Annotated in this window: 17 protein-coding genes; 5 read left to right on the forward strand and 12 right to left on the reverse strand. The window is 71.4% G+C overall.

What is annotated here, in order from left to right; translation table 11 throughout:
* Nucleotides 1-128 precede the first annotated feature (128 nt).
* Both OOJ98_RS24930 and OOJ98_RS24935 read left to right on the forward strand, forming a co-directional pair.
* A complete protein-coding gene (locus tag OOJ98_RS24930; protein WP_267058227.1) occupies nucleotides 129-1,598 on the forward strand; it encodes a DNA-3-methyladenine glycosylase 2 family protein in 1,470 nt (489 codons plus the stop codon).
* 27 nt (nucleotides 1,599-1,625) lie between these two features.
* Nucleotides 1,626-2,123, forward strand: a complete 498-nt coding sequence (locus tag OOJ98_RS24935) for a methylated-DNA--[protein]-cysteine S-methyltransferase (protein WP_267057256.1) — start codon at nucleotides 1,626-1,628, stop codon at nucleotides 2,121-2,123.
* A 52-nt stretch (nucleotides 2,124-2,175) separates the two neighbouring features.
* Here OOJ98_RS24935 and OOJ98_RS24940 read toward each other — a convergent pair whose 3' ends face one another.
* Nucleotides 2,176-4,086, reverse strand: coding sequence for a serine/threonine-protein kinase (locus OOJ98_RS24940; protein WP_267057257.1), 1,911 nt, complete (start codon nucleotides 4,084-4,086; stop codon nucleotides 2,176-2,178).
* A 263-nt stretch (nucleotides 4,087-4,349) separates the two neighbouring features.
* On the reverse strand, nucleotides 4,350-4,862 hold the full coding sequence (locus OOJ98_RS24945; RefSeq protein WP_267057258.1) for an NUDIX hydrolase: 513 nt from the start codon (nucleotides 4,860-4,862) through the stop codon (nucleotides 4,350-4,352).
* A 196-nt stretch (nucleotides 4,863-5,058) separates the two neighbouring features.
* Between OOJ98_RS24945 and OOJ98_RS24950 the strand changes: the two genes are divergently transcribed.
* Nucleotides 5,059-7,086, forward strand: coding sequence for a prolyl oligopeptidase family serine peptidase (locus OOJ98_RS24950; RefSeq protein WP_267057259.1), 2,028 nt, complete (start codon nucleotides 5,059-5,061; stop codon nucleotides 7,084-7,086).
* A gap of 7 nt (nucleotides 7,087-7,093) precedes the next feature.
* On the opposite strand, the gene OOJ98_RS24955 is transcribed toward OOJ98_RS24950, so the two are convergent.
* Complete coding sequence (locus OOJ98_RS24955; RefSeq protein WP_267057260.1) at nucleotides 7,094-8,797, reverse strand: BCCT family transporter; 1,704 nt, start codon at nucleotides 8,795-8,797, stop codon at nucleotides 7,094-7,096.
* Between the two features lie 142 nt (nucleotides 8,798-8,939).
* Between OOJ98_RS24955 and OOJ98_RS24960 the strand changes: the two genes are divergently transcribed.
* Nucleotides 8,940-10,094, forward strand: coding sequence for a glycerate kinase (locus OOJ98_RS24960; protein WP_267057261.1), 1,155 nt, complete (start codon nucleotides 8,940-8,942; stop codon nucleotides 10,092-10,094).
* A gap of 209 nt (nucleotides 10,095-10,303) precedes the next feature.
* Nucleotides 10,304-11,824, forward strand: a complete 1,521-nt coding sequence (locus OOJ98_RS24965) for an MFS transporter (RefSeq protein WP_267057262.1) — start codon at nucleotides 10,304-10,306, stop codon at nucleotides 11,822-11,824.
* Between the two features lie 616 nt (nucleotides 11,825-12,440).
* On the opposite strand, the gene pssA is transcribed toward OOJ98_RS24965, so the two are convergent.
* The 9 genes from pssA to OOJ98_RS25010 all read right to left on the reverse strand — a co-directional run bounded on the left by pssA (nucleotide 12,441) and on the right by OOJ98_RS25010 (nucleotide 23,354).
* Nucleotides 12,441-13,295 carry a CDP-diacylglycerol--serine O-phosphatidyltransferase gene (pssA, locus tag OOJ98_RS24970; RefSeq protein ID WP_189389371.1) on the reverse strand — a complete coding sequence of 285 codons (855 nt, stop codon included), beginning with the start codon at nucleotides 13,293-13,295 and terminating at the stop codon, nucleotides 12,441-12,443.
* Nucleotides 13,282-13,938, reverse strand: a complete 657-nt coding sequence (locus OOJ98_RS24975; RefSeq protein ID WP_267057263.1) for a phosphatidylserine decarboxylase — start codon at nucleotides 13,936-13,938, stop codon at nucleotides 13,282-13,284. Before OOJ98_RS24975 ends, pssA begins: the two co-directional genes overlap by 14 nt.
* A 173-nt stretch (nucleotides 13,939-14,111) precedes the next feature.
* On the reverse strand, nucleotides 14,112-15,326 hold the full coding sequence (locus OOJ98_RS24980; protein WP_267057264.1) for an acyl-CoA dehydrogenase family protein: 1,215 nt from the start codon (nucleotides 15,324-15,326) through the stop codon (nucleotides 14,112-14,114).
* Nucleotides 15,327-15,328: 2 nt separating this feature from the next.
* Entirely contained in the window at nucleotides 15,329-15,877 is a 549-nt protein-coding gene (locus OOJ98_RS24985) for a MaoC family dehydratase (RefSeq protein ID WP_267058228.1), read from the reverse strand.
* 5 nt (nucleotides 15,878-15,882) lie between these two features.
* The gene (locus OOJ98_RS24990; protein WP_267057265.1) at nucleotides 15,883-16,857 is read right to left on the reverse strand and encodes a CoA ester lyase; all 975 of its coding nucleotides are present in this window, start codon (nucleotides 16,855-16,857) and stop codon (nucleotides 15,883-15,885) included.
* A complete protein-coding gene (locus OOJ98_RS24995; protein WP_267057266.1) occupies nucleotides 16,854-18,881 on the reverse strand; it encodes a protein meaA in 2,028 nt (675 codons plus the stop codon). The genes OOJ98_RS24990 and OOJ98_RS24995 overlap by 4 nt, the downstream gene beginning before the upstream one ends.
* Before the next feature lie 14 nt (nucleotides 18,882-18,895).
* Entirely contained in the window at nucleotides 18,896-20,233 is a 1,338-nt protein-coding gene (ccrA, locus tag OOJ98_RS25000; protein WP_267057267.1) for a crotonyl-CoA carboxylase/reductase, read from the reverse strand.
* 444 nt (nucleotides 20,234-20,677) lie between these two features.
* Nucleotides 20,678-21,481 carry a TetR family transcriptional regulator gene (locus OOJ98_RS25005; protein WP_267057268.1) on the reverse strand — a complete coding sequence of 268 codons (804 nt, stop codon included), beginning with the start codon at nucleotides 21,479-21,481 and terminating at the stop codon, nucleotides 20,678-20,680.
* A gap of 91 nt (nucleotides 21,482-21,572) precedes the next feature.
* On the reverse strand, nucleotides 21,573-23,354 hold the full coding sequence (locus OOJ98_RS25010; RefSeq protein WP_267057269.1) for a 3-hydroxyacyl-CoA dehydrogenase family protein: 1,782 nt from the start codon (nucleotides 23,352-23,354) through the stop codon (nucleotides 21,573-21,575).
* Between the last annotated feature and the right edge of the window lie 259 nt (nucleotides 23,355-23,613).

Consider the following 23,613-nt stretch of genomic DNA (forward strand, 5'->3'; position numbering starts at 1 on the left):
GCCCGGTGGAGAGGGGCCCGGGGCCGAACCCCGCTCCCCGGCCCCGCAAGGCCCATGTCGGATTCTCGCCAGCGAGAACCCGCCCCGTGCCGGATCCTGAACCCATGGCCCCCGTAGCCCCCACTCCCATGCACGCCGACACGGACCGCTGCGTCCGAGCCGTCCAGTCCAAGGACGCCCGCTTTGACGGCTGGTTCTTCACCGCCGTCCTCACCACCCGCATCTACTGCCGTCCCAGCTGCCCCGTCGTGCCGCCCAAGGTCGAGAACATGACCTTCTACCCCAGCGCGGCCGCGTGCCAGCAGGCGGGGTTCCGGGCCTGCAAGCGGTGCCGCCCCGACACGACCCCGGGCTCCCCGGAGTGGAACGCCCGCGCCGACACCGTCGCGCGCGCGATGCGGCTCATCCAGGACGGCGTCGTCGACCGCGAGGGCGTGCCGGGGCTCGCGTCCCGCCTCGGCTACAGCGCCCGCCAGATCGAGCGTCAGCTCCTCGCCGAGCTGGGCGCCGGCCCGCTGGCCCTGGCCAGGGCGCAGCGCGCCCAGACCGCACGGCTCCTCATCGAGACGACCCCGCTGCCCATGGCCGAGGTCGCGTTCGCGGCCGGGTTCGCCTCGATCCGTACCTTCAACGACACCGTCCGCGAGGTGTTCGCCCTCGCCCCGACGGAGCTGCGGGCCCGCGCCGCCCGGGGCATCGGGCGCCAGACGCCGGGCGCCATCACGCTGCGGCTCCCCTTCCGGGCCCCGCTCACCCCCGACAACCTCTTCGGCCACCTCGCCGCGACGGGCGTCCCGGGTGTGGAGGAGTGGCGCGACGGCGCGTTCCGCCGCACGCTCTCCCTCCCGTACGGACACGGCATCGCCCAGCTCACCCCGCAGCCCGACCACATCGGCTGTGTGCTCCACCTCACCGACCTGCGCGATCTCACCATCGCCATCAGCAGGTGCCGCTGGATGCTCGACCTGGACGCCGACCCCGTCGCCGTGGACGACCGGCTGCGCACCGACCCCTCGCTCGCGCCGCTCGTCGACAAGGCGCCGGGACGACGGGTGCCGCGCACGGTCGACGCCGCCGAGTTCGCGGTGCGGGCGGTGCTCGGCCAGCAGGTCTCGACGGCCGCCGCCCGCACCCACGCCGCCCGGCTCGTGCGCGCGCACGGCCAGTCCGTCGACGACCCGGCGGGCGGCCTCACCCACCTCTTCCCGACACCCGCCCAACTCGCGGAGATCGACCCCGACACCCTGGCCCTGCCGCGCAGCCGCCGCACCACCCTCACCACGCTCGTCGCCGCGCTCGCCGACGGCACCCTCAAGCTCGGCCTCGACAGCGACTGGGACCTGGCCCGCGCCCGGCTCATGGAGCTGCCCGGCTTCGGTCCCTGGACCGTCGAGGTGATCGCGATGCGGGCGCTCGGCGACCCGGACGCCTTCCTGCCGACCGACCTCGGCATGCGCCGGGCCGCCCAGAACCTGGGTCTTCCGGCCACGCCCGCCGCGCTCGTCGGGCGCGCCGCCGCCTGGCGCCCCTGGCGGGCCTACGCCGTCCAGTACCTCTGGGCGACCGAGGACCACGCCATCAACTACCTTCCCGCATAGGGGAGTCGAGCCTTGAGGAAGTCAACCGTGCACATCACCCACACCGTCGTCGACAGCCCCTACGGCCCGCTCACCCTCGTCGCGGCCGACGGCGTCCTCAGCCGCCTCTCCATGGAGGACCAGCGCCACCGTCCGCCGCAGGAGACCTTCGGGGAGCGCGCCGACGACGGTCCCTTCCCCGAGGTGATCCGCCAGCTCCGGGCGTACTTCGCCGGTGAACTCACCAGGTTCGAGCTGGACTTGGCCATGCTGGGCACACCGTTCCAGCAGCGCGTCTGGCGAGAGCTCCAGAGGATTCCGTACGGAGAGACCCGCTCCTACGGCGAACTCGCCGAAGCGCTCGGCAGCCCGAAGGCCTCTCGCGCGGTGGGCCTCGCGAACGGCAGGAACCCGGTCGGCATCATCGTCCCGTGCCATCGCGTCATCGGCGCGAACGGCAGCCTGACCGGCTACGGCGGCGGCCTCGACCGCAAGCAGCGCCTGCTCGCCTTCGAGCGCGGCAAGCCGGAGGACGCGCTGTTCTGAGGGCCGGCCGAGCGGACCGGGTCCCGTGTGCGCGGGTCCCGGCCGCCTGTCCCTAGTCGCTCTTCTTCGGCGCCTCGGCGTTGCGCCAGACCGTGAGGTCGAGGGTGATGTAAACGCTCGGGTCGTTGCTGCCCGACTTGCCGCGGTAGGTCGCCACCGCGATGTGGCCCGCGTCGCTCAGGACGCAGATCTCGGACCCGTCCGTGAGCTGGTCGAGGCCGATCTTGTCGGTGTAGCGGGTCTCCGCGCGGCACGTCGCGAGCGACCCCTTCTGGGAGTTGTTGAGGACGACCAGCTTGCCGTTGTCGGTGCCGACCTTGGTGTCCCCGAACAGGGAGTCGCGGTAGAAGTAGAGGTCGCCGTGGTTGTACATCACGCCCGCGTCGCCGCCGGAGCCGGGCCGCGGCGGGTTGTCGGCCAGCATCAGCTGGTAGTTGGCGGTCAGGTCGATGCCCTTGTACGAGGCCGGAGTGGGGTCGGTGCGCTTTTGTCCCGCGTCGCTCGAACCGCCCGCGGCCGTCGAGCGCTTGGAGCTCGCACCGGCCGAACTCCCGCTGTTCCTGGCCTTGTTGGAGGATCCGTCCGGCAGCAGGGACACGATCACCACGACGGCGATCACCGCCGCCACGAGCGACCCGGCGATGATCAGGCCGGTCCGCTTGGGCCGGGGCGCGGCGGGCGGCTGACCGGGGTGGTAGGCGGCCGGCGCGCCAGGGTGGCCCGGACCGTACCCGGGCGGCTGCGTCCGGTGGCCGCCTTGTGCCGGGTACCCGGGGCCGGGCTGGTAGCCGGGGTGGGTCTGGTACCCGGGGTCGGGATATCCGGGCGGCGGCGTCCGGTACTGCGCGGGCGCCGGGCCGGGCGGCATCGGGGCGCGGGGCGGTGCGGCGGGTGCGTGCTGGGTCGCGGCGGCGGCCACCCCCGGACTGGTCGGCGGGTACTGCGGCGCTGCCTGCCCGGTCGGCGGTGGCGTGGGGTGCGGCTGCGCGGTCGGCGGCGCGGAGACCTCGGTCGGCGTCGGGGCCGCGGCGGGCTGCGGCGGCGGGGTCTTCGCGGGCGCGGGCAGCTGGAGCCGCTCGGTGATGGACCCGGCCACCGCCGTGGGCAGCCAGTCCTCGCCCTGGCGCAGCGGCACCGGGGAGAGGTCGTGGCACATCTGGATGACCTCGGTCAGGGCCGGCCGGTCCGCCGGGTCCCGGCTCAGGCACCGCGTGACCAGGGGCCGCAGCTCGTCGGGGAGGGCGCCGAGGTCGGGGTCCTCGTGCACGATGCGGTACAGGACGGCGTGCGAGGAGCCCTCGCCGAACGCGGGCGCGCCGATCGCCGCGAACGCCGCGATCTGGCCCAGCGCGAAGATGTCGGTGCCGGGGGTGACCGTACCGGCGGAGGCCTGTTCGGGCGCCATGAACGCGGGCGTGCCCACACTCACGCCGTGGCCGGTGAGCGAGGTGGCGTCGGCGGCGCGGGCGATGCCGAAGTCGATGACGCGCGGCCCGTCGGACGCGAGCAGGACGTTCGCGGGCTTCAGGTCCCGGTGCACGATGCCCGCGCCATGGATGACGTGCAGCGCCTCGGCGACCCCGACGGTCAGGAGCAGCACGCTGCGCAGCGGCAGCCGGCCGTGCGCGCTCACGGCGTGCGCGAGGGAGGGGCCCGGCACGTAGGCCGTGGCGAGCCAGGGCTGGGCGCCCTCGGTGTCGAAGTCGATGACCGGCGCGGTGTAGAGCCCCTGCACCCGCTGCGCCGCCCGCACTTCCTGCTGGAAGCGCCGACGGAACTCGGGGTCCTCGCTGAACTCCGGCCGGATCACCTTCAGCGCGATGGGCCGCCCGCCCGGCGTGTACGTCAGATACACCTTGCCCATGCCGCCGGAGCCCAGGACGGCACTGAGCCGGTACCCGCCGACTACCGCCGGATCGTCCGGGCCGAGGGGCTGAAAAAGGTCGCTGGAAGGTGCACTCATGGAAATCCGTCCCCCTGTTTACGGCGGTTCATCACGCCGACGCCCCGAAGCCAACCGAGAGGGTATCCAACTTCACGGCACGTTCCGGCCGTGCAGCAGGGGGAGTTCGTGCAGGAGTTGAGGACGGCCGGAAGGCCCGGACCCTGCGCGGCCTGGCCCGGACCCCGCCCCGCCGGGGCCGGCCGCCCGGCCCGGAGCGACCGTCCGCCGCCCGCCCGGCGCCGTGTCACCCATCACCCGTGCGGGACGGGGGCTTCGGTTGCTCAGCCCACCCGCCGCCCGTTCTCCAGCTCCGCCGTCCCGTGGCCCTGTGCCAGGACGTCGAGCGCCGCGAGCACCCGCCCGCAGAGCGGGGACGGAAGGTAGGCGGGCAGTTCCTCGCGGGTGGCCAGGCGCCAGGAGATGAGTTCCTCCTCCTGGAGCTTGATCGACCGGAGCCGGCTGTCGTCCAGGACGCCGCCGTCGTAGACGTAACCGACGATCGGCGGCCGTGCCGGGCCGTGCGTCCAGTCCATCGCGAGGAGCCGGCCCGGCTCCAGATCGAGGCCGATCTCTTCGAGCGTCTCGCGGCGCGCCCCCTGGCGCGGGGTCTCCCCGGTGTCCGACTCGATGGTCCCGCCGGGCAGCACCCAGCCCTTGCGGTAGTTGGGCTCGACGATCAGCACCTTGCCCTCGGCGTCCCGGAACAGCGTGGCGGCCCCGGCGAGGACACGGGGGAGTCCGGCGATGTAGGCGGCGTAGTCGTCGGCGGGGGCGGTGAGGTTGTCGGTCGTCATGCCGAGAAGCGTAGGGGCCCCGGTCCGGCGGTGCGGCGCGCGCCGGGCGCGCCATGCGTCCGTGCCGGCGCACGGGGTTGACGTCCCGGCCGCCGTTGCCGATGTCCTTCGCCGACGGGCGAGCGATGGGGCTCGGGCGCGGCCGATCCGGGCTCCGGGATGATGGCGTGCCACCGCGCCCCATGGAGTGAGGATCATGGACATCGACGGATTCCCCCGCCAGTTCGCCCGCACCCGCCGCTTCTCGCTCGGAGTCCCGCACGATGTCACCGTCTCCCCGGACGGCGACCGGGTGCTGTTCCTCCGGTCGGAGTCCGGCGTTGTGCCGCGCGCCCACCTGTGGATGTTCGAGGCCGGCACGGAGCGGATCATCGCCGGGCCCGCGACGGCCTACGCGGCCGACCGCGAAGTCCGTGTGGTCGCCTGCCTCTTCGACGGCTCGCTGTGGACGGCGCGCACGGACGGCGGCGGCCCGCCGCGCCGCATCCCCACCGCCGGGCCGGTGCGGGACCCCCGCCCCTCCCCGGACGGCACCCTGATCGCCTACGTCACCCGAGGCGCCCTGCACGTGGTGGGTGCCGACGGGACGGGAGACCGCCCGCTCGCCGTCCCCGAGACGACGGACATCACCTACGGGCTGCCGGATCACACCGCGGAGGAGTCCATCGGCAGGGCGCGCGGCCACTGGTGGTCCCCGGACAGCGACGCCCTGCTGGTCGCCCGGGTCGACACCCGCGGAGTGGAGCGCCGGTATGTGAGCGACCCCGCCGACCCCGGCCGGGCTCCCCGGCCGATTCCCTACCCGGCCGCGGGCACCGCCAACGCCGTCACCTCGCTGCACCTGGTGACGGTCGCCGGCGCCCACACCCCCGTACAGTTGCCCGGCCGTGCCAGCGCGCGGGACGCTCCCGCCGGGAGCTGGGGGCTCGGCTTCGAGTACGTCGTCAGCGCGGGCTGGCAGAGCGCGGGGCCGGTGATCGCGCTGCAGACCCGCGACCAGAAGACGCTGCGCGTGCTGCGGGCCGACCCCGTGACCGGCGCGGTCGGGACACTGGCCCAGCAGACCGACGACGCCTGGGTCGAGCATCCGCCGGGCGCTCCCCTGCACACCGACGGGGGCATGCTGGTGCTGCCCGAGGTGCGGGGCGACGAACGCACGATCCGGCTGGGCGACGTCCTCGCCCCTGCCGGGCTCCACGTCCGTTCGGTGCTCGGCTCGGTGGGCGAGCGGGTGCTGTTCACGGCCGCCGAGGAGCCGACCGAAACGCATGTCTGGGCGTACGAAGCGGGGCGCGGCTTCGAGCGCCTGACACACGAGCCAGGGGTGCACACCGCCACGGCCGGCGGCTCCACCCTCGTCGTGGACAGCAGGACTCCGGACGGGCACACGCTGACCGTGCTCCGCGGCGGTGAGCGCGTCGGCACCCTCGCGGTCCTGGCGGAGCGGCCCCTGGTGACCCCTCGGCCGGCCCGTCTGGCGCTGGGGGAGCGGCAGTTGCGTACCCGGTTGCACCTGCCGTCCTGGTACGAGCCGGGCCGGCCGAAGCTGCCGGTGCTGCTCAGCCCGTACGCGGGGCCCGGCCTGCAACTCGTGACGAAGGGGGACGGCTGGCATGCGGCGGTGTGCCAGTGGTTCGCCGAGCACGGCTTCGCCGTGCTGGCCATCGACGGTCGGGGCACCCCCGGGCGCGGGGTGCGGTGGCAGCGGGCCGTCGTGGGGGACCGGCTCGGCCCCGTCCTCGACGACCAGATCGACGGGCTGCGCGCCGCCGCCGAACAGTGCGGCGCGCTGGACCTGGCGCGTGTCGGCATCCGCGGCTGGTCGTTCAGCGGCTATCTCGCCGCCGGCGCCGTGCTGCGCCGCCCCGACGTGTTCCACGCGGCGGTCGCGGGGGCGCCGCCGACCGACCGGCGCCTGTACGACACGTACTGGGAGGAGCGCTTCCTCGGCCACCCGGACCTCGAACCGCTCGGCTACGAGCGCAGCTCCCTACTGCCTCTCGCCCGGAACCCGGCCCGCCCCCTGCTGCTCGTACACGGACTCGCCGACGAGAATGTGGCCCCGGCACACACACTGCGTCTGTCGGCCGAGCTGCTCGCCGCGGGGCGGCCCCACAGTGTGCTGCTGCTGCCGGGAGTGGGCCACATGGTGACCGGAGAAGGCGTCGCCGACACCCTGCTCCGGCACGAACTGGGCTTCCTGCGAAGCTCGTTGGGAATGTGAGCCGACATCAGCCCGAACTGTCCTCTCCCGTACGGGACTTGGCGGCACGGCGCAGCCGGTGGTGGCGCGCCGCGCCCTGCTCGGTGATCGCGTCGCCCACCATCGCCCGTACCGCGTCGCGCAGCCCGTGCAGCGCGCCGTGGCGCGAGGGGCCCGCGCCGGGGTCCTCGCGCAGCTCCTTCACCAGCGACCAGCACAGGCCCAGCATCACGAGGACGAAGGGGAGCGCCACCAGGATCGTCGCCGTCTGGAGGGACTTGAGTCCGCCCGCGACGAGCAGGACCGCGGCGACCGCCGCCATCAGGACGCCCCACATCACGACGAGCCACGTCGGGGGGTGCAGCGAGCCCCGGCTGGTGAGCGAGCCCATGACCAGGGACGCCGAGTCGGCGCTGGTGATGAAGTAGGTCATGACCAGGACCATCGCGATGTACGAGGTGACCGTGCCGATGGGCAGGGCGTCCAGCATCGCGAAGAGCGAGGCCTCGGCGCCGTCCTTCACCGTGCCGGCGAGGTCGGCCGCGCCGGTGGCTTCGAGCCGGATCGCCGTGCCGCCCATGACGCAGAACCAGATGACGGTCGCTCCGCTCGGCACGAGCAGCACCCCGACGAGGAACTCGCGGATCGTGCGGCCCCGCGAGATCCGGGCGATGAAGGTGCCGACGAACGGCGCCCAGGAGAGCCACCACGCCCAGTAGAAGATGGTCCAGGCGCCCAGCCACGCGCGGTCCGTGAAGGCGCCGGTGCGGCTCGCCATGGGCAGCAGATCGTGCAGGTAGCCGCCGACCGAGGCCGGGATCGTGTCCAGGACGTACACGGTCGGGCCGAGCAGGAAGACGAAGAGCATCAGTACCGCGGCGAGCACGATGTTGAGGGTGGACAGCCACTTCACGCCCTTGTGCAGGCCCGAGAACGCGGAGAGCACGAAGGCCGCCGAGAGCGAGGCGATGATGACGAGCTGGCTGGTCCGGGAGTTGTCGATGCCCGAGGTGATGTCGAGCCCCTCGGCCACCTGGAGCGCCCCGAGGCCCAGGCTGGTCGCGGTGCCGAAAACCGTCGCGAAGACGGCCAGCAGGTCGATGCACTTGCCGGCCGGTCCCTCGGCCCGCCGTGCGCCGATGAGCGGTACGAACGCGGAGGACAGCCGGTTGCCGCGCCCCTTGCGGAAGCCCGCGTAGGCCAGCGCGAGCCCGGCGATGCCGTAGATCGCCCAGGGGGTGAGCGTCCAGTGGAAGAAGGAGTACTCCAGGGCCGTGCGGGCGGCGTTGCCCGTGCCGGGCAGGGCGCCGGTGGCGGGCGGCGGGCTGAGGAAGTGGGTGAGCGGTTCGCCGACCCCGTAGAACATCAGGCCGATGCCCATGCCGGCGCTGAACATCATCGCGATCCACGCCAGATTGGTGAACTCCGGCTCGGAGTCGTCGGCGCCCAGCCTGATCCGTCCGTACCGGCTGATCGCGAGGACCACGCACAGCACGAGGAAGGTGTCGGCGGCGACCACGAAGAGCCATCCGAAGTTGGACAGGACCCAGGTGAGCGCGGTCGACGAGGCGCTGTCGAAGGAGCTCTTGCCCAGGGCCGCCCAGGCGACGGCGGCCGCCACCGCGAGCACACCGATGGTGATCACGGTGCGGTCGGGGGAGGGGTCGAGGTCGCCGAGCGGCTCGTCCGGCGGGGCACCGGAGCCGGAATGATCGATCGAATCCATGCTCATGGCGCCCCACTATGGTGGTGAATGTGACCATTTAGCAGGGTGGCGCGCCGCCCATGGGTCCGGGCAGCTATGGGCAGGCGCGCGCCGGGCGGATAGGGTCTGAAGCGGCGCGACTGCCTGTTCGAAAGCAAGGGATAGCAAGGTGACGGACGGCGCAGTTTTGGAGACCGCCCGCGTACTCGTAGCGGCGGACAAGTTCAAGGGCTCACTCACGGCCGTAGAGGTCGCCGAGCGGGTGACGGCTGGGCTGCGGCGGGTCGTCCCGGATCTGCGGGTGGACACCCTGCCGGTGGCCGACGGCGGCGACGGCACGGTCGCGGCCGCGGTGGCGGCCGGGTTCGAGCGCCGCGAGGCGCGGGTCACCGGACCGCTCGGCACCCCGGTGACCGCCGCGTACGCGGTGCGCGACGGCGTGGCCGTGGTCGAGATGGCGGAGGCCTCCGGGCTCCAGCACCTCCCCGACGGCGTGTTCGCGGCGACCACGGCCACCACGTACGGGTCCGGGGAGCTGCTGCTCGCCGCCCTGGACGCGGGGGCCCGGACCATCGTGTTCGGCGTGGGCGGCAGCGCGACCACCGACGGCGGGGCCGGGATGCTGGCCGCGCTCGGCGCCCGCTTCCTGGACGCCGCGGGCGAGCCCGTCGGCCCCGGCGGCGGTGCGCTCGCCGAGCTCGCGACGGCCGACTTCTCGGGCCTCGACGCCCGCTTCAAGGACGTCGAGCTCGTCCTCGCCAGCGATGTCGACAACCCGCTGACCGGCCCCAAGGGAGCCCCGGCGATCTACGGCCCGCAGAAGGGCGCATCGCCCGCGGACGTGGCGAGCCTGGACGCGGCCCTGGCCCACTTCGCCAAGGTCCTCGAAGGCGTGCTCGGCGCGAAGGCGGCCGAGGCCGCGCTCGCTCCGGGCGCCGGCGCGGCCGGCGGCATCGGCTACGGCGCGCTCGTCGCGCTCGACGCCACGTTCCGGCCCGGCATCGAGGTCATGCTCGATGTGCTCGGCTTCGCGCCGGCGCTTGCCGGGGCCACCCTGGTCATCACCGGCGAGGGCTCGCTCGACGAGCAGACCCTGCACGGCAAGGCCCCGGCGGGCGTCGCCGCGGCGGCCCGCGCGGCCGGCATCGAGGTCGTCGCGGTCTGCGGCCGTCTGCTGCTCCAGCCGGGCCAGCTCGGCGAGGCGGGCATCCGGCGCGCCTACGCACTCACCGACCTGGAGCCCGACCCGGCCCGCTGCATGGCCAACGCGGGCCCGCTGCTCGAACAGGTCGCGCAGAACATCGCGGGCGACTTCCTGCGCTAGCTCCGCGGACACCGCACACCCCAGCCGGCGACGGCCCCCCTCGCACCGCGCGAGGGGGGCCGTTCTGTCGTTTCCTGGACGTGAGCGCGAGGCCCGCGCACGCGCCGACGTCTACGCCTGTACGGGCCAAGGCGTGACCCCCACGCGCCAACGTGCACACCTGTATCCCGTGTGAGACACTAACGTCTCATTCGATACTGGAGTGTTTCATGACGCCGCCCCTCGATCCCCGGCGCTGGGTCGTCCTCGCGATCCTTTCCGGCAGCCTGCTGCTGATCGCGATGGACACCACGATCCTCAACGTGGCCTTCCCCTCGCTGGTGAGCGACCTTCAGCCCAGCTCCGTACAGCAGCTGTGGATCATCGACGTGTACGCGCTCGCGCTCTCCGGCCTGCTGGTGACGGCCGGGGCGCTCGGCGACCGCTGGGGACGCAAGCGGCTGCTGCTCGCCGGCTTCGCGATCTTCGCGCTCGCCTCCCTGATGGCGGTCTTCGCGACCGAGGCCTGGCAGGTCATCGCCGCCCGCGCGCTGCTCGGCGTCGGCGGCGCGGCGATCATGCCGTCGACCCTGTCGATCCTGCGCGACGTCTTCACCGACGCCCGCGAACGCGCCCTCGCCTACGCCGTGTGGGCCGCGGTCTTCGGCGGCGGAATGGCGCTCGGCCCGGTCGTCGGCGGACTGCTCGTCGAGCAGAACGGCTGGCAGTCCGCGTTCCTGGTCAACGTACCGGTCGCCCTGATGATCATCGCCCTCGGCGCCTGGATCCTGCCCGAGTCCCGTCAGCCCCGCGAGGGCCGCTGGGACTGGTGGGGCGTGGGCCAGTCCGTCGTCGGCATGCTCGCCCTGGCCGGCGGGATCAAGCAGCTCGGCAAGGGCGGCCCCGCCGACCCGGTCGCCTGGGTGCTCCTCGCGGTGGCCGCGGTCGCGCTGACGGTCTTCGTCCGCCGCCAGCTGCGCCTGGCCCAGCCGCTCTTCCATGTCCGGCTCTTCACCAACCGCTCCTTCAGCATCGCCGCGGCGTCGATCTTCCTCGGGATGATCGCCCTCGGCTCGGCGCTGTTCCTGGTCACCCAGTGGTTCCAGTACGGCCAGGGCTACAGCCCCCTGGAGGCCGGTGTCCGGCTGCTTCCGGCGCCGCTCGGCCTGGTCGTCACCTCGCTGGTCACTCCGGTCCTGATGCACCGGCTGCCGATCCGGCACGTCATCGGCGGCGGTCTGCTCCTGATGACCGGGGGGCTCGCGCTGCCGTGGCTGTTCCAGCAGTCCGGGCCGCTGGCCTACCCCGGGGTCGCCGTGGCGCTCGGCGTGCTCGGCTGCGGCGTCGGCATCGCCACCACCGCGGCGTCCGTCACCCTGATGGCCTCCGCACCCAAGGAGCACGTGAGCGGCGCGGCGGCCGTCGAGGAGACCTGCTACGAGCTGGGCGCGGCGATGGGCGTGGCCATCCTCGGCAGTGTCGCGGCGGCCCTGTACCGCGCCCACCTGCCGCAGCTCGGCCTGGACGGGGCGGCCACCGCCTCCGTACGCGACTCGGTGGGCGAGGCGGCCCACGTGGCGTCCTCGCTCGGCGGGCCGGCCGGCGCCCTGCTCCTGGAGAAGGCCTCGTCGGCCTTCACGGCGGGCATGACCCCGACGTTCCTCCTCGCGGCCGCGTTGCCGCTGGCCGCGGCGGTACTGGCATGGGCGAAGATCCCGAGCGACCTCCGCCCCACGGAGAACGCCCACTGACCCGCTTCCCCCAGCGGGGGCTGCGCCCCCGCACCCCCGCCCGCGCCTGAACGGCGCTCGTCCTCAATCGCCGGACGGGCTGACTATGCCGCGCGTGCCCCACTGCGAATCCCGGCCACGCCCCGACCCCGCCAGGGGCGCGGGGAACTGCGCGGGAAGCGCCCACGACCGGCACCCGGCGGACGCGCAGCAGCGACCCGGCCCGAGGCATCGGGCGCAGGCCCGTACCGACCCAGCCAGGGGCGCGGGGAACTGCGCGGGAGGCGACCACGACCGGCACCCGGCGGACGCGCAGCAGCGACCCGGACCGAGGCATCGGGCGCAGCCCCGTACCGACCCAGCCAGGGGCGCGGGGAACTGCGCGGGAAGCGCCCACGACCGGCACCCGGCGGACGCGCAGCAGCGACCCGGACCGAGGCATCGGGCGCAGCCCCGTACCGACCCAGCCAGGGGCGCGGGGAACTGCGCGGGAAGCGCCCACAACCGGCACCCGGCGGAACTGCGCGGGAAGCGCCCCCGGCCCCGCACCCGGCTGGAAATCCCCGCCGCGGGATCGCGAAAGGGGCCCCGGGTTCATGAACCCGGGGCCCCTTTTCAAGTCCAGCGCCGTGAGGAACTACGGCAGCTGCGCCGCCCGAGCCTCGCGGCGGTTGTCGCGGAACGTGTTCACCCGGCGGGCCGTCGCGAAGAGGGGGATCGTGGCGGCCAGGACGATCTGCAGCGCGCAGCCGGTCTGGAGCAGCATCTGACCGCCGGGCGCGTCGAACGCCCAGGCCGCGAGCAGCCCCATCGCACCGATGATCCAGCTGAGCATCGCCACCGCGAGGATGCCCCGCGGCTTCGGGTACTCGACCCGGCTCACCATCAGCCAGGCGACTCCTATGACGGCGAGCAGCGTCGGCACGAACGGAAGCTCGAGGAGCACGATCGAGACCACGGTGAGCGCGCCGAAGGGGCTCGGCATGCCCTGGAACATGCCGTCCTTCATCGTCACGCAAGAGAAGCGCGCCAGTCTCAGCACCACCGCCAGCAGCACCGTGATCGCCGCCACCGCGGCCACCCGCTGGTGGGCGTCGTCCGCGACCATCCCGTACACGAGCACGAAGTAGGCCGGGGCGAGCCCGAAGCTGATGAGGTCCGAGAGGTTGTCCAGCTCGGCGCCCATCGGGGAGCTGCGCAGCTTGCGCGCGACCAGACCGTCGCAGAGGTCGAAGATCGCGGCGAGCAGCATCAGGATCACGGCGGTCGCGGCGGAGTGCCGCGCCATGCCGGTCTCCTGGCTGCCGGAGAGGTGCGGGATGAGGATGCCCGTGGTGGTGAAGTACACCGCCATGAATCCGCACGTGGCGTTGCCGAGGGTGAGCGTGTCCGCTATCGACAGGCGCAGCGACAGGGGCATTTCCTCGACGTCGTCCTCGGACTCCGCCTCGGGGACCCAGCCGGCCTGCGTCTCGGGATCAATCACGGTCAATTCGAGTCACCCCCGCCGTGGTCGCCTGCCCGACCTCGACCGCGACCTCGACACCCTCGGGGAGGTAGATGTCGACCCGCGAGCCGAAGCGGATCAGGCCGATGCGCTCGCCCTGCTCGACCTTGGTGCCCTGCGGCACGTACGGCACGATGCGGCGCGCGACGGCGCCGGCGATCTGGATCATCTCGATGTCACCGAGTTCGGTGTCGAAGTGCCAGACGACGCGCTCGTTGTTCTCGCTCTCCTTGTTGAACGCCGGAACGTAGCCACCGGGGATGTGCTCCACCGAGGTCACCGTGCCCGCGAGGGGCGCGCGGTTGACGTGGACGTTCAACGGGCTCATGAAGATCGCGACGCGGGTACGCCCGTCCTTCCACGGCATGATGCTCTGCACCACACCGTCGGCGGGGGAGATGACCCGCCCCTGCGTGATCTCACGCTCGGGGTCGCGGAAGAACCACAGCATGCCCGCCGCGAGCGCGGTGGTGGGCACCGCCACGATCGCGGCGCCCTTGGAGCGGCGCGAGCGGGCGAGGCTGATGGCTGCGGTGGCGACGGTCGGCAGAAGCCACGGCGATGCTCCGCGAGCAAGGCGTCCCTTGAGGAAACCGTCGCGTGGTGCAGAGGTTTGGCTGTGGGGCATGGATGACCTTCGTAGCGGATGATGCCGCGCTGGCAACGGGGGACGGCGGCAGGTTTACCGTCGATGGTATCGGTTGCGAGCCGCAACTGGGCAAGCCAGAAGCCGAGTCGGCGGCCGGAAGGCGATGACAGGGTGTGATGTTCTTCGCGGCCATACCGACTCAAAAGCGACAATCAACCCTGGAACCGGTACTCCTCAAGGAGTCGGCGCCCAATGATCATTTTCTGGATCTCGGCGGTACCTTCACCGATGAGCAGCATCGGCGCCTCGCGGTACAGGCGCTCGATCTCGTACTCCTTGGAGAAGCCGTAACCGCCGTGAATGCGGAACGCGTCTTCCACCACCTCCTTGCAGTACTCGGAGGCGAGGTACTTCGCCATCCCTGCTTCGAGGTCGTTTCGTTCCCCGGAGTCCTTTTTGCGTGCTGCATTGACCATCATCGCATGGGCGGCTTCGACCTTGGTAGCCATCTCGGCCAGCTTGAACTGGATGGCCTGGTGCTGGGCGATCGGCTTTCCGAAAGTGTGCCGTTGCTGGGCATAGGAGACACCCAACTCAAATGCACGCTGAGCGACTCCACAGCCACGGGCCGCGACGTTGACGCGCCCGACCTCCACTCCGTCCATCATTTGGTAAAACCCTCGGCCGGTGACCCCGCCGAGAACCCGATTGGCCGGAATGCGCAGCCCGTCCATGATGAGTTCGGTCGTGTCGACGCCCTTGTAACCCATCTTGTCGATCTTGCCGGGGATGGTCAGGCCGGGCCGGACCTCGCCGAAGCCGGGCTCCTTCTCCACCAGGAAGGTCGTCATCGACTTGTGCGGCGCGGCGGCCACCTCGGAAGGGGAGTGTCCTTCGTCACTCCGGCACAGAACGGCCACCAAGGACGACGTTCCGCCGTTGGTCAGCCACATCTTCTGGCCGTTGAGGACGTACTCCTCGCCGTCCTTGACGCCCTTCGACGTGATCGCCGACACGTCCGAGCCGAGCGCCGGCTCCGACATGGAGAACGCGCCGCGCACCTCGCCGAGCGCCATCCGCGGCAGGAAGGTGTCCTTCTGCTCCTGCGTGCCGTGCTGCTTGAGCATGTACGCCACGATGAAGTGCGTGTTGATGATGCCGGACACCGACATCCAGCCACGCGCTATCTCCTCCACGCACAGCGCGTAGGTGAGCAGCGACTCCCCGAGACCGCCGTACTCCTCGGGGATCATCAGGCCGAACAGGCCCAACTCCTTGAGCCCCTCGACGATCTGCGTCGGGTACTCGTCCTTGTGCTCCAGCTGGGTCGCGACCGGAATGATCTCCTTGTCGACGAAGTCCCGTACGGTGGACAGGATTTCCTGCTGGACGTCGGTCAGACCGGCGGTCTGCGCGAGACGGGCCATGGCTACTTCTCCGACTTCTCGGCGGTCTTCGGGGCGGTCTTCCTGACGGGCTCGACCAGCTCGGGGCGGCCGGGCTGCTCCCCGCCGCGCTCCTTGATGTACGTCTCGGTCGGCACCATCACCTTGCGGCGGAAGACGCAGACCAGGGTGCCGTCCTGCTTGTAGCCCTTGGTCTCCACGTACACGATCCCGCGGTCGCTCTTCGACTTCGACGGCGTCTTGTCGAGCACCGTCGTCTCGCCGTAGATCGTGTCGCCGTGGAAGGTCGGCGCCACGTGCTTGAGCGACTCGACCTCCAGGTTGGCGATCGCCTTGCCGGAGACGTCCGGCACGCTCATGCCGAGCAGCAGCGAGTAGATGTAGTTGCCCACGACGACGTTCTTGCCGAAGTCGGTCGTCTTCTCCGCGTAGTTGGTGTCCATGTGGAGCGGGTGGTGGTTCATGGTGAGCAGACAGAAGAGGTGGTCGTCGTACTCGGTGACCGTCTTTCCGGGCCAGTGCTTGTAGACGGCGCCGACTTCGAACTCTTCATAGGTACGGCCGAACTGCATGACGCTCACGCCTCCGGGGCTTCGAACTTCGTGGTGCGCTTCATGCCGGCAGCGCGGCCCTTGCCGGAGATGACCAGGGCCATCTTGCGGCTGGCCTCGTCGATCATCTCGTCGCCGAGCATCGCCGAGCCCTTCTTGCCGCCCGCCTCCGAGGTGCACCACTCATAGGCGTCGAGGATCATCTCGGCGTGGTCGAAGTCCTCCTGCGACGGCGAGAAGATCTCGTTCGACGCCTCGACCTGGCCCGGGTGCAGCACCCACTTGCCGTCGAAGCCGAGCGCGGCGGCCCGCTTGGCCACCTCGCGGTAGCCGTCGACGTTGCGGATCTGGAGGTAGGGGCCGTCGATCGCCTGGAGGTCGTTGGCACGCGCCGCCATCAGGATCTTCATCAGGATGTAGTGGTACGCGTCGGCGCCGTAGCCCGGCGGCTGCTCGCCCACGACCAGGGACTTCATGTTGATGGAGGCCATGAAGTCGGCCGGGCCGAAGATGATCGTCTCGGTACGCGGCGAGGCCTCCGCGATCGCGTTGACGTTGTTGAGGCCGCGCGCGTTCTCGATCTGCGCCTCGATGCCGATCTTGCCGACCTCGAAGCCCATCGTCTTCTCGATCTGGGTGAGCAGCAGGTCGAGCGCCACCACCTGGTCGGCGCTCTGCACCTTCGGCAGCATGATGCAGTCGAGGTTCTGCCCGGCGCCCTCGACGACGGTCACGACGTCGCGGTACGTCCACTCGGTCGTCCAGTCGTTCACGCGCACCACCCGCGTCTTGCCCGTCCAGTCGCCCTCGTTGAGGAACTTGACGATGGTGTGCCGCGCTTCGGGCTTGGCCAGCGGCGCGCAGGCGTCCTCCAGGTCGAGGAAGACCTGGTCGGCCGGGAGCCCCTGGGCCTTCTCGAGGAAGCGCGGGTTCGACCCGGGGACCGCGAGGCAGGAGCGGCGCGGGCGGAGCCGGTTGACGGGGGAGACGGGGGTGCTCATGCGGGGACCTCCAACGGGTCGAGCTTGTTCGCTTTCCGGATCTCGTCGACGATACGGCCGATGATCTCCGTGATACCGAAGTCCTTGGGGGTGAAAACGGCGGCCACACCCGCCGTGCGGAGTTCCTCGGCGTCCGCGGGCGGAATGATCCCGCCGGCGATCACCGGGATGTCGCCGGCGCCGGCCTCGCGCAGACGCACCAGGACGTCGGGGACGAGTTCGGCGTGCGAGCCGGACAGGATGGACAGGCCGACGCAGTGCACGTCCTCGGCGAGGGCGGCGCTCACGATCTGCTCGGGCGTCAGCCGGATGCCCTGGTAGACCACCTCGAAGCCGGCGTCCCGCGCGCGCACCGCGATCTGCTCGGCCCCGTTGGAGTGCCCGTCGAGGCCCGGCTTGCCGACCAGGAGACGCAGCCGCCCCGAGCCCAGGTCGGAAGCGGTCCGCGCCACCTTCTCGCGGACCACGGCCAGCGGCGTGCCCGCCTCGGCGGTGACCGCGACCGGAGCCGACGAGACGCCCGTGGGCGCGCGGAACTCGCCGAACACCTCGCGCAGCGCCTCGGACCACTCGCCGGTGGTGACGCCGGACCGCACGCACTCCAGGGTCGCCGCCATGAGGTTCCCGGTGCCCTGGGCCGCCTCCTTCAGCTTCTCCAGGGCCTTGCACGGCCGGGGGTGGTTGAAGGGCGGCTGGTAGCGGGTGTCGCGCCAGTTCTTGAGCGAGGCGACGACGCGGGCCTCGACGGCCGGGTCGACCGTCATGATCGCCCCGTCCAGGTCCGCGGTGAGCGGGCTCGGCTCGGTCGCCTGGTAGCAGTTGACGCCGACGATCTTCTCCTCGCCGCCCTCGATGCGGGCCCGCCGCCCGGCGTGCGAGGAGACCAGCTGCGACTTGAGGTAGCCCGACTCGACGGCCGCGAGCGCCCCGCCCATCTCCTGGATCCGCTCGATCTCGGCCAGGCACTCCTCGACCAGCGAGTCCACCTTGGCCTCGATGACGTGCGAGCCGGCGAAGATGTCCTCGTACTCCAGCAGGTCGCTCTCGTGCGCCAGGACCTGCTGGATGCGCAGCGACCACTGCTGGTCCCAGGGGCGCGGCAGGCCCAACGCCTCGTTCCAGGCGGGGAGTTGGACGGCGCGGGCGCGGGCGTCCTTCGACAGCGTCACGGCCAGCATCTCCAGGACGATCCGCTGGACGTTGTTCTCGGGCTGCGCCTCGGTCAGGCCGAGCGAGTTGACCTGGACGCCGTAGCGGAAGCGCCGCTGCTTGGCGTCCTCGATCCCGTACCGCTCCCGCGTGATCCTGTCCCAGATGCGGCCGAAGGCGCGCATCTTGCACATCTCCTCGATGAAGCGGACGCCCGCGTTCACGAAGAAGGAGATGCGGGCCACGACATCGCCCTTGCGGTCCTCGGGGATCTGGCCCGACGCGAACACCGAGTCCAGGACGGCGATCGCGGTGGACATCGCGTACGCGATCTCCTGGACCGGGGTGGCTCCCGCCTCCTGGAGGTGGTAGCTGCAGATGTTGATCGGGTTCCACTTGGGGATGTTGTTCACGGTGTAACAGATCATGTCTGTCGTCAACCGCAGCGAAGGCCCCGGTGGGAAGACGTGCGTCCCGCGCGAGAGGTACTCCTTCACGATGTCGTTCTGCGTGGTGCCCTGGAGCTTGGTGATGTCCGCGCCCTGCTCCTCGGCGACCACCTGGTACATGGCGAGCAGCCACATCGCGGTGGCGTTGATCGTCATCGAGGTGTTCATCTGCTCCAGGGGGATGTCCTGGAACAGGCGCCTCATGTCACCGAGATGGGAGACCGGGACCCCGACCCGGCCCACCTCGCCGCGGGCGAGGATGTGGTCGGGGTCGTATCCGGTCTGCGTCGGAAGGTCGAACGCGACCGACAGACCCGTCTGCCCCTTGGCCAGGTTGTTGCGGTAGAGCTCGTTGGACGCCTCGGCGGTCGAGTGACCGGCGTACGTCCGCATGAGCCACGGCCGATCCTTCTGACGCTCTGTCATAAAACTTCCCGGCCTCAGACGTTGCGGAAGCGGTTGATGGCGTCGAGGTGCTTCTCGCGCAGCTCGGGGTCGCTGACTCCGAGGCCCTCGCGCGGTGCGAGCGCGAGCACGCCGACCTTGCCCTGGTGCAGGTTGCGGTGCACGTCGTAGGCGGCCTGCCCGGTGTCCTCCAGGGAGTACACCTTGGAGAGCGTGGGGTGGATCTTGCCCTTGGCGATGAGGCGGTTGGCCTCCCACGCCTCGCGGTAGTTGGCGAAGTGCGAGCCGATGATGCGCTTCAGGGACATCCACAGGTAGCGGTTGTCGTACTCGTGCATGTAACCCGAGGTGGAGGCGCAGGTGGTGATGGTGCCGCCCTTGCGCGTGACGTAGACGCTCGCGCCGAAGGTCTCGCGGCCGGGGTGCTCGAAGACGATGTCGATGTCCTCGCCGCCGGTGAACTCGCGGATCCGCTTGCCGAACCGCTTCCACTCCCTCGGGTCCTGGGTCTGCTCGTCCTTCCAGAACCTGTACCCCTCGGCGTTGCGGTCGATGACCGCCTCCGCGCCCATGGCCCGGCAGATGTCGGCCTTCTCGGGGCTGGAGACCACGCAGATCGGGTTGGCGCCGCCGGCGAGCGCGAACTGCGTGGCGTAGGAGCCGAGTCCGCCGCTCGCGCCCCAGATCAGGACGTTGTCGCCCTGCTTCATGCCGGCGCCGTTGCGGGAGACCAGCTGGCGGTACGCGGTCGAGTTGACCAGACCGGGTGCCGCCGCCTCCTCCCAGCTCAGGTGCTTCGGCTTGGGCATGAGCTGGTTGGACTTGACGAGCGCGACCTCGGCGAGCCCGCCGAAGTTGGTCTCGAAGCCCCAGATGCGCTGCTCGGGGTCGAGCATCGTGTCGTTGTGTCCGTCGGAGCTCTCCAGCTCGACCGACAGGCAGTGCGCGACCACCTGGTCGCCGGGCTGCCAGGCGTTCACGCCGGGCCCGGTGCGCAGCACGACGCCCGCGAGGTCGGAGCCGATGACGTGGTACGGCAGGTCGTGGCGCTTGGTGAGCTCGCTGAGCCGGCCGTAGCGCTCGAGGAAGTTGAAGGTGGACACCGGCTCGAAGATCGAGGTCCAGACCGAGTTGTAGTTGACCGAGGAGGCCATGACGGCCACCAGGGCCTCGCCCGGCCCGAGCTCGGGGATCGGCACCTCGTCCAGGTGGATCGACTTGCGGGGGTCCTTGTCGCGGGTGGTGAGCCCGGCGAACATCTCCGCCTCGTCCTTGTGCACGGTGATCGCGCGGTACGAGTCGGGGAGCGGCAGAGCGGCGAAGTCGGCGGAGGTGGACTCCGGCGACTGGATCGCGTCCAGGATTTCCTTCACGGTGTTGCCTCCGGCGAAGCGCCCATGGCGGGCGTTGAGGGTCTTCGGGGGTGGTGCTGTGGAGGTGTGCCGTCGGTTCGGCGGTGTGGTTCGAGTACGGCAGCGCCTGGTGGGCGCGGGAGGTTGCCTGTGACGCAGGCGTCCGGGCTCACTCGCCGGGACGGCGGGTGCGGGACACGGCCGGCGTACGAGGATTCTCCGTGCGCCGGGCCGGCCGGACAACATCAACGTATGGCACCCCGTGCCAGGCCGCAAGACACTGCGTGCCAAGAGTTTCTCTCAACTGCAGATTGACCCGCGCAGATGAGCGATGATCGATCGTTGCAGGTCAGCGTGGTCGCCCCGCCGTGGGCGCGGCGGAGCGCCGCACACGCCGGTGGCCGCACCCCTCGCTCAGGGATGCGGCCACGGGTGGCACTGCGTGCCGTCTACTGGTCTTCGGTCCTACTTGGTCTTGAGCGCCTGCTTGATGGTCTGCATGATCTCGTCGAGCGGTGCGTCCGTACGGGCTACCGCGACCAGCACCTCGTCGCCGGCCGAGACCGTGGCGGCCGGCCTGGCCTTGCCGGTGCGGCCCGCTCCTATGCCGGAGCCGAAGGTCTCCCGCACGATCGCGAAGGCGTGGTCGAGCTGGCTCTCCACGTCGCCCTGGCCGCCGGCCCGCAGCCAGCGGCGCAGCACGTGGTTGTGGGCGGTGACGACCGCGGACGCGGCCACCTCCGCGAGCAGGGGGTCGTCGTTGCCCGGCTGGTGGTCGTGCTCGTCGAAGTGGCCGAGCAGGTAGCGGGTGAAGAGGCGCTCGTAGCGGGCGACCGAGGCGATCTCGGCCTCGCGCAGCGTCGGCACCTCACGGGTCAGCTTGTAGCGGGCCACGGAGACCGTGGGGGAGCCCGCGTACATCTTCATGACCTCTTTGATGCCCCGGCACACGGTGTCGAGCGGATGCTCGTGCGGGGGCGCGGCGTTGAGGACCGCCTCGGCGCGCACCAGGGTGTCGTCGTGGTCGGGGAAGATCGCCTCTTCCTTGGAGCGGAAGTGGCGGAAGAAGGTCCGTCGGGCGACCCCGGCCCGCGCGGCGATCTCGTCGACCGTGGTCGCCTCGTACCCCTTGGCGGAGAACAGGTCCATCGCCGCTGCCGCCAGTTCGCGGCGCATCTTGAGCCGCTGGGCGGCCGCCCTGCTGCCCGCGGCACTCTCCGGGGCGTCGGGCACGGCGTTCGTACGGGTGGACCTGGCTGGCTGGGGCATGGACCGAACGTACTGCATGGATGCGGCAGGTCGCGCCCAAGGGGGCGAGCTGTCCGGAGGCTGCAACAGCCCGCCCCACCCCGCGTCCGGCTCAGCGCCGGGCATACTCGCGGAATCCACGGCCCGTCTTGCGGCCCAGGCACCCGGCCGCGACGAGGTGCTCCAGCAGCGGCGCCGGGGCCAGGCCCGGGTCGCGGAACTCGGCGTGCAGCACCTTCTCGATGGCGAGCGAGACGTCGAGGCCCACCACGTCGAGCAGTTCGAACGGGCCCATCGGGTAGCCGCCGCCCAGCTTCATCGCGGCGTCGATGTCGTCCAGGGTCGCGTAGTGCTCCTGCACCATCTTGATCGCGTTGTTGAGGTACGGGAAGAGGAGCGCGTTGACGATGAACCCGGCGCGGTCGCCGCAGTCCACCGGGTGCTTGCGGATCTTCGCGGTGACCTCGCGGACGGTGGCGTGCACCTCGTCGGAGGTGAGCACCGTGCGGACCACCTCGACCAGCTTCATCGCGGGCGCCGGGTTGAAGAAGTGCATCCCGATGACGTCCTGCGGGCGCGAGGTGGCGCGGGCGCAGGCGACGACGGGCAGCGAGGAGGTGGTGGTGGCGAGCACCGCGCCCGGCTTGCAGATCTTGTCGAGCGTCGCGAAGAGCTGCTGCTTGACCTCCAGGTCCTCGGCGACCGCCTCGACGGCGAGGTCGACGCCGGCGAAGGCTTCGAGGGCCCCGGCCGCCGTGATGCGGTTCAGGGTCTCCTCGCGCGCCTCCGCGGTGAGCCGGCCCTTGTCGACCGAACGCGAAAGCGACTTGGCGATACGGGACTTGGCGGTCTCCGCCTTCTCCAGGCTGCGCGCGGCGAGCACGACGTCGTACCCGGCCTTGGCGAAGACCTCCGCGATGCCGGACGCCATGGTGCCCGAGCCGGCCACGCCGACCGAGCGGATCTCGCGGCCGCGGCCGGCGCCCGCGATGGTGTCCGGGGTCTGGGCGTCGGCCACCGTGACCGAGCTGCCCTCGCCCTCGTACGTGTAGAAGCCGCGGCCCTTCTTACGGCCGGTCAGGCCGGCCTCGGTGAGCTGGCCGAGGATGGGGGCGGGGGCGTGCAGCCGGTCCTGGGAAGAGGCGTACATCGCCTCCAGGACGGTGCGGGCGGTGTCGATGCCGATCAGGTCGAGCAGTTCGAGCGGGCCCATCGGCAGGCCGCAGCCCAGCTTCATCGCGGCGTCGATGTCCTCGCGCGAGGCGTACTTCGACTCGTACATCGCGGCGGCCTGGTTGAGGTAGCCGAAGAGCAGCCCGTCGGCGACGAAGCCGGGGCGGTCGCCGACCGCGACGGGCTCCTTGCCGAGGTCGAGGGCGAGCGCGGTGACCGCGTCGACGGCCGGGGGAGCGGTGAGCACGGACGAGACGACCTCGACGAGCTTCATCGCGGGCGCCGGGTTGAAGAAGTGCAGACCGAGCACGCGCTCGGGGTGCGCGGAGTCGGCGGCGAGCCGGGTCACCGAGAGCGCGTTGGTGCCGGTCGCCAGGATGGCGGTGGGCGCCACGATGGAGTCGAGGGCCTGGAAGACCTGGTGCTTCAGCTCGTAGGACTCGGGCACGACCTCGATGACGAGCTCGGCCTCGGCCGCGGCCTGGAGGTCGGTGAAGGTACGGAACCGGGCGAGGATGTCGCCCCGCTCCTGCGCGGTGATCCGCTCGCGGGCCACCGCGCGGGCCGTGGAGGCTTCGAGAGCGGCCACGGCCTGACGGCCGGCGCGCGCGCTGATGTCGATACCGATGACCTCGCGCCCGGCGCGGGCCAGGACCTCGGCGATGCCGGTGCCCATGGTGCCGAGACCGACCACGGCGACAGTGTTCAGGGGGACGTCCATCACGGGACTCCAGGGATGAGTGACGACTGAGAGAGGGCGCACGCGACCGGCACGGGGCATCGGGTATCGGGCATCGAAATGTGCTCGGATACGCCGACGGGCGCGCGGCGTGCGGGGGTTGTGCCGTGGGGCGAGCCGTGGTGCAACGTGTGCTGCGACCCGCGCTGTTGTCCGCGCGCGGATGCGCGCTGAAAGAGGCCGACGGCCCTGTCCCCGGGCACGTCGTACAGAACTGCCGAACCGACGATCACTCGCGGTG

Source organism: Streptomyces sp. NBC_00083, assembly GCF_026343295.1.
Taxonomy (GTDB): Bacteria; Actinomycetota; Actinomycetes; order Streptomycetales; family Streptomycetaceae; genus Streptomyces.

Excerpts from the sequence above, each read along its gene's own strand:
- OOJ98_RS24930 (WP_267058227.1), top strand. The coding sequence starts at position 129 with ATGCACGCCGACACGGACCGCTGCGTCCGAGCCGTCCAGTCCAAGGAC.
- OOJ98_RS24940 (WP_267057257.1), bottom strand. The coding sequence starts at position 4,086 with ATGAGTGCACCTTCCAGCGACCTTTTTCAGCCCCTCGGCCCGGACGAT.
- OOJ98_RS24945 (WP_267057258.1), bottom strand. The coding sequence starts at position 4,862 with ATGACGACCGACAACCTCACCGCCCCCGCCGACGACTACGCCGCCTAC.
- OOJ98_RS24950 (WP_267057259.1), top strand. The coding sequence starts at position 5,059 with ATGGACATCGACGGATTCCCCCGCCAGTTCGCCCGCACCCGCCGCTTC.
- OOJ98_RS24955 (WP_267057260.1), bottom strand. The coding sequence starts at position 8,797 with ATGAGCATGGATTCGATCGATCATTCCGGCTCCGGTGCCCCGCCGGAC.
- OOJ98_RS24965 (WP_267057262.1), top strand. The coding sequence starts at position 10,304 with ATGACGCCGCCCCTCGATCCCCGGCGCTGGGTCGTCCTCGCGATCCTT.
- OOJ98_RS24975 (WP_267057263.1), bottom strand. The coding sequence starts at position 13,938 with ATGCCCCACAGCCAAACCTCTGCACCACGCGACGGTTTCCTCAAGGGA.
- OOJ98_RS24980 (WP_267057264.1), bottom strand. The coding sequence starts at position 15,326 with ATGGCCCGTCTCGCGCAGACCGCCGGTCTGACCGACGTCCAGCAGGAA.
- OOJ98_RS24985 (WP_267058228.1), bottom strand. The coding sequence starts at position 15,877 with ATGCAGTTCGGCCGTACCTATGAAGAGTTCGAAGTCGGCGCCGTCTAC.
- OOJ98_RS24990 (WP_267057265.1), bottom strand. The coding sequence starts at position 16,857 with ATGAGCACCCCCGTCTCCCCCGTCAACCGGCTCCGCCCGCGCCGCTCC.
- OOJ98_RS24995 (WP_267057266.1), bottom strand. The coding sequence starts at position 18,881 with ATGACAGAGCGTCAGAAGGATCGGCCGTGGCTCATGCGGACGTACGCC.
- OOJ98_RS25005 (WP_267057268.1), bottom strand. The coding sequence starts at position 21,481 with ATGCCCCAGCCAGCCAGGTCCACCCGTACGAACGCCGTGCCCGACGCC.
- OOJ98_RS25010 (WP_267057269.1), bottom strand. The coding sequence starts at position 23,354 with ATGGACGTCCCCCTGAACACTGTCGCCGTGGTCGGTCTCGGCACCATG.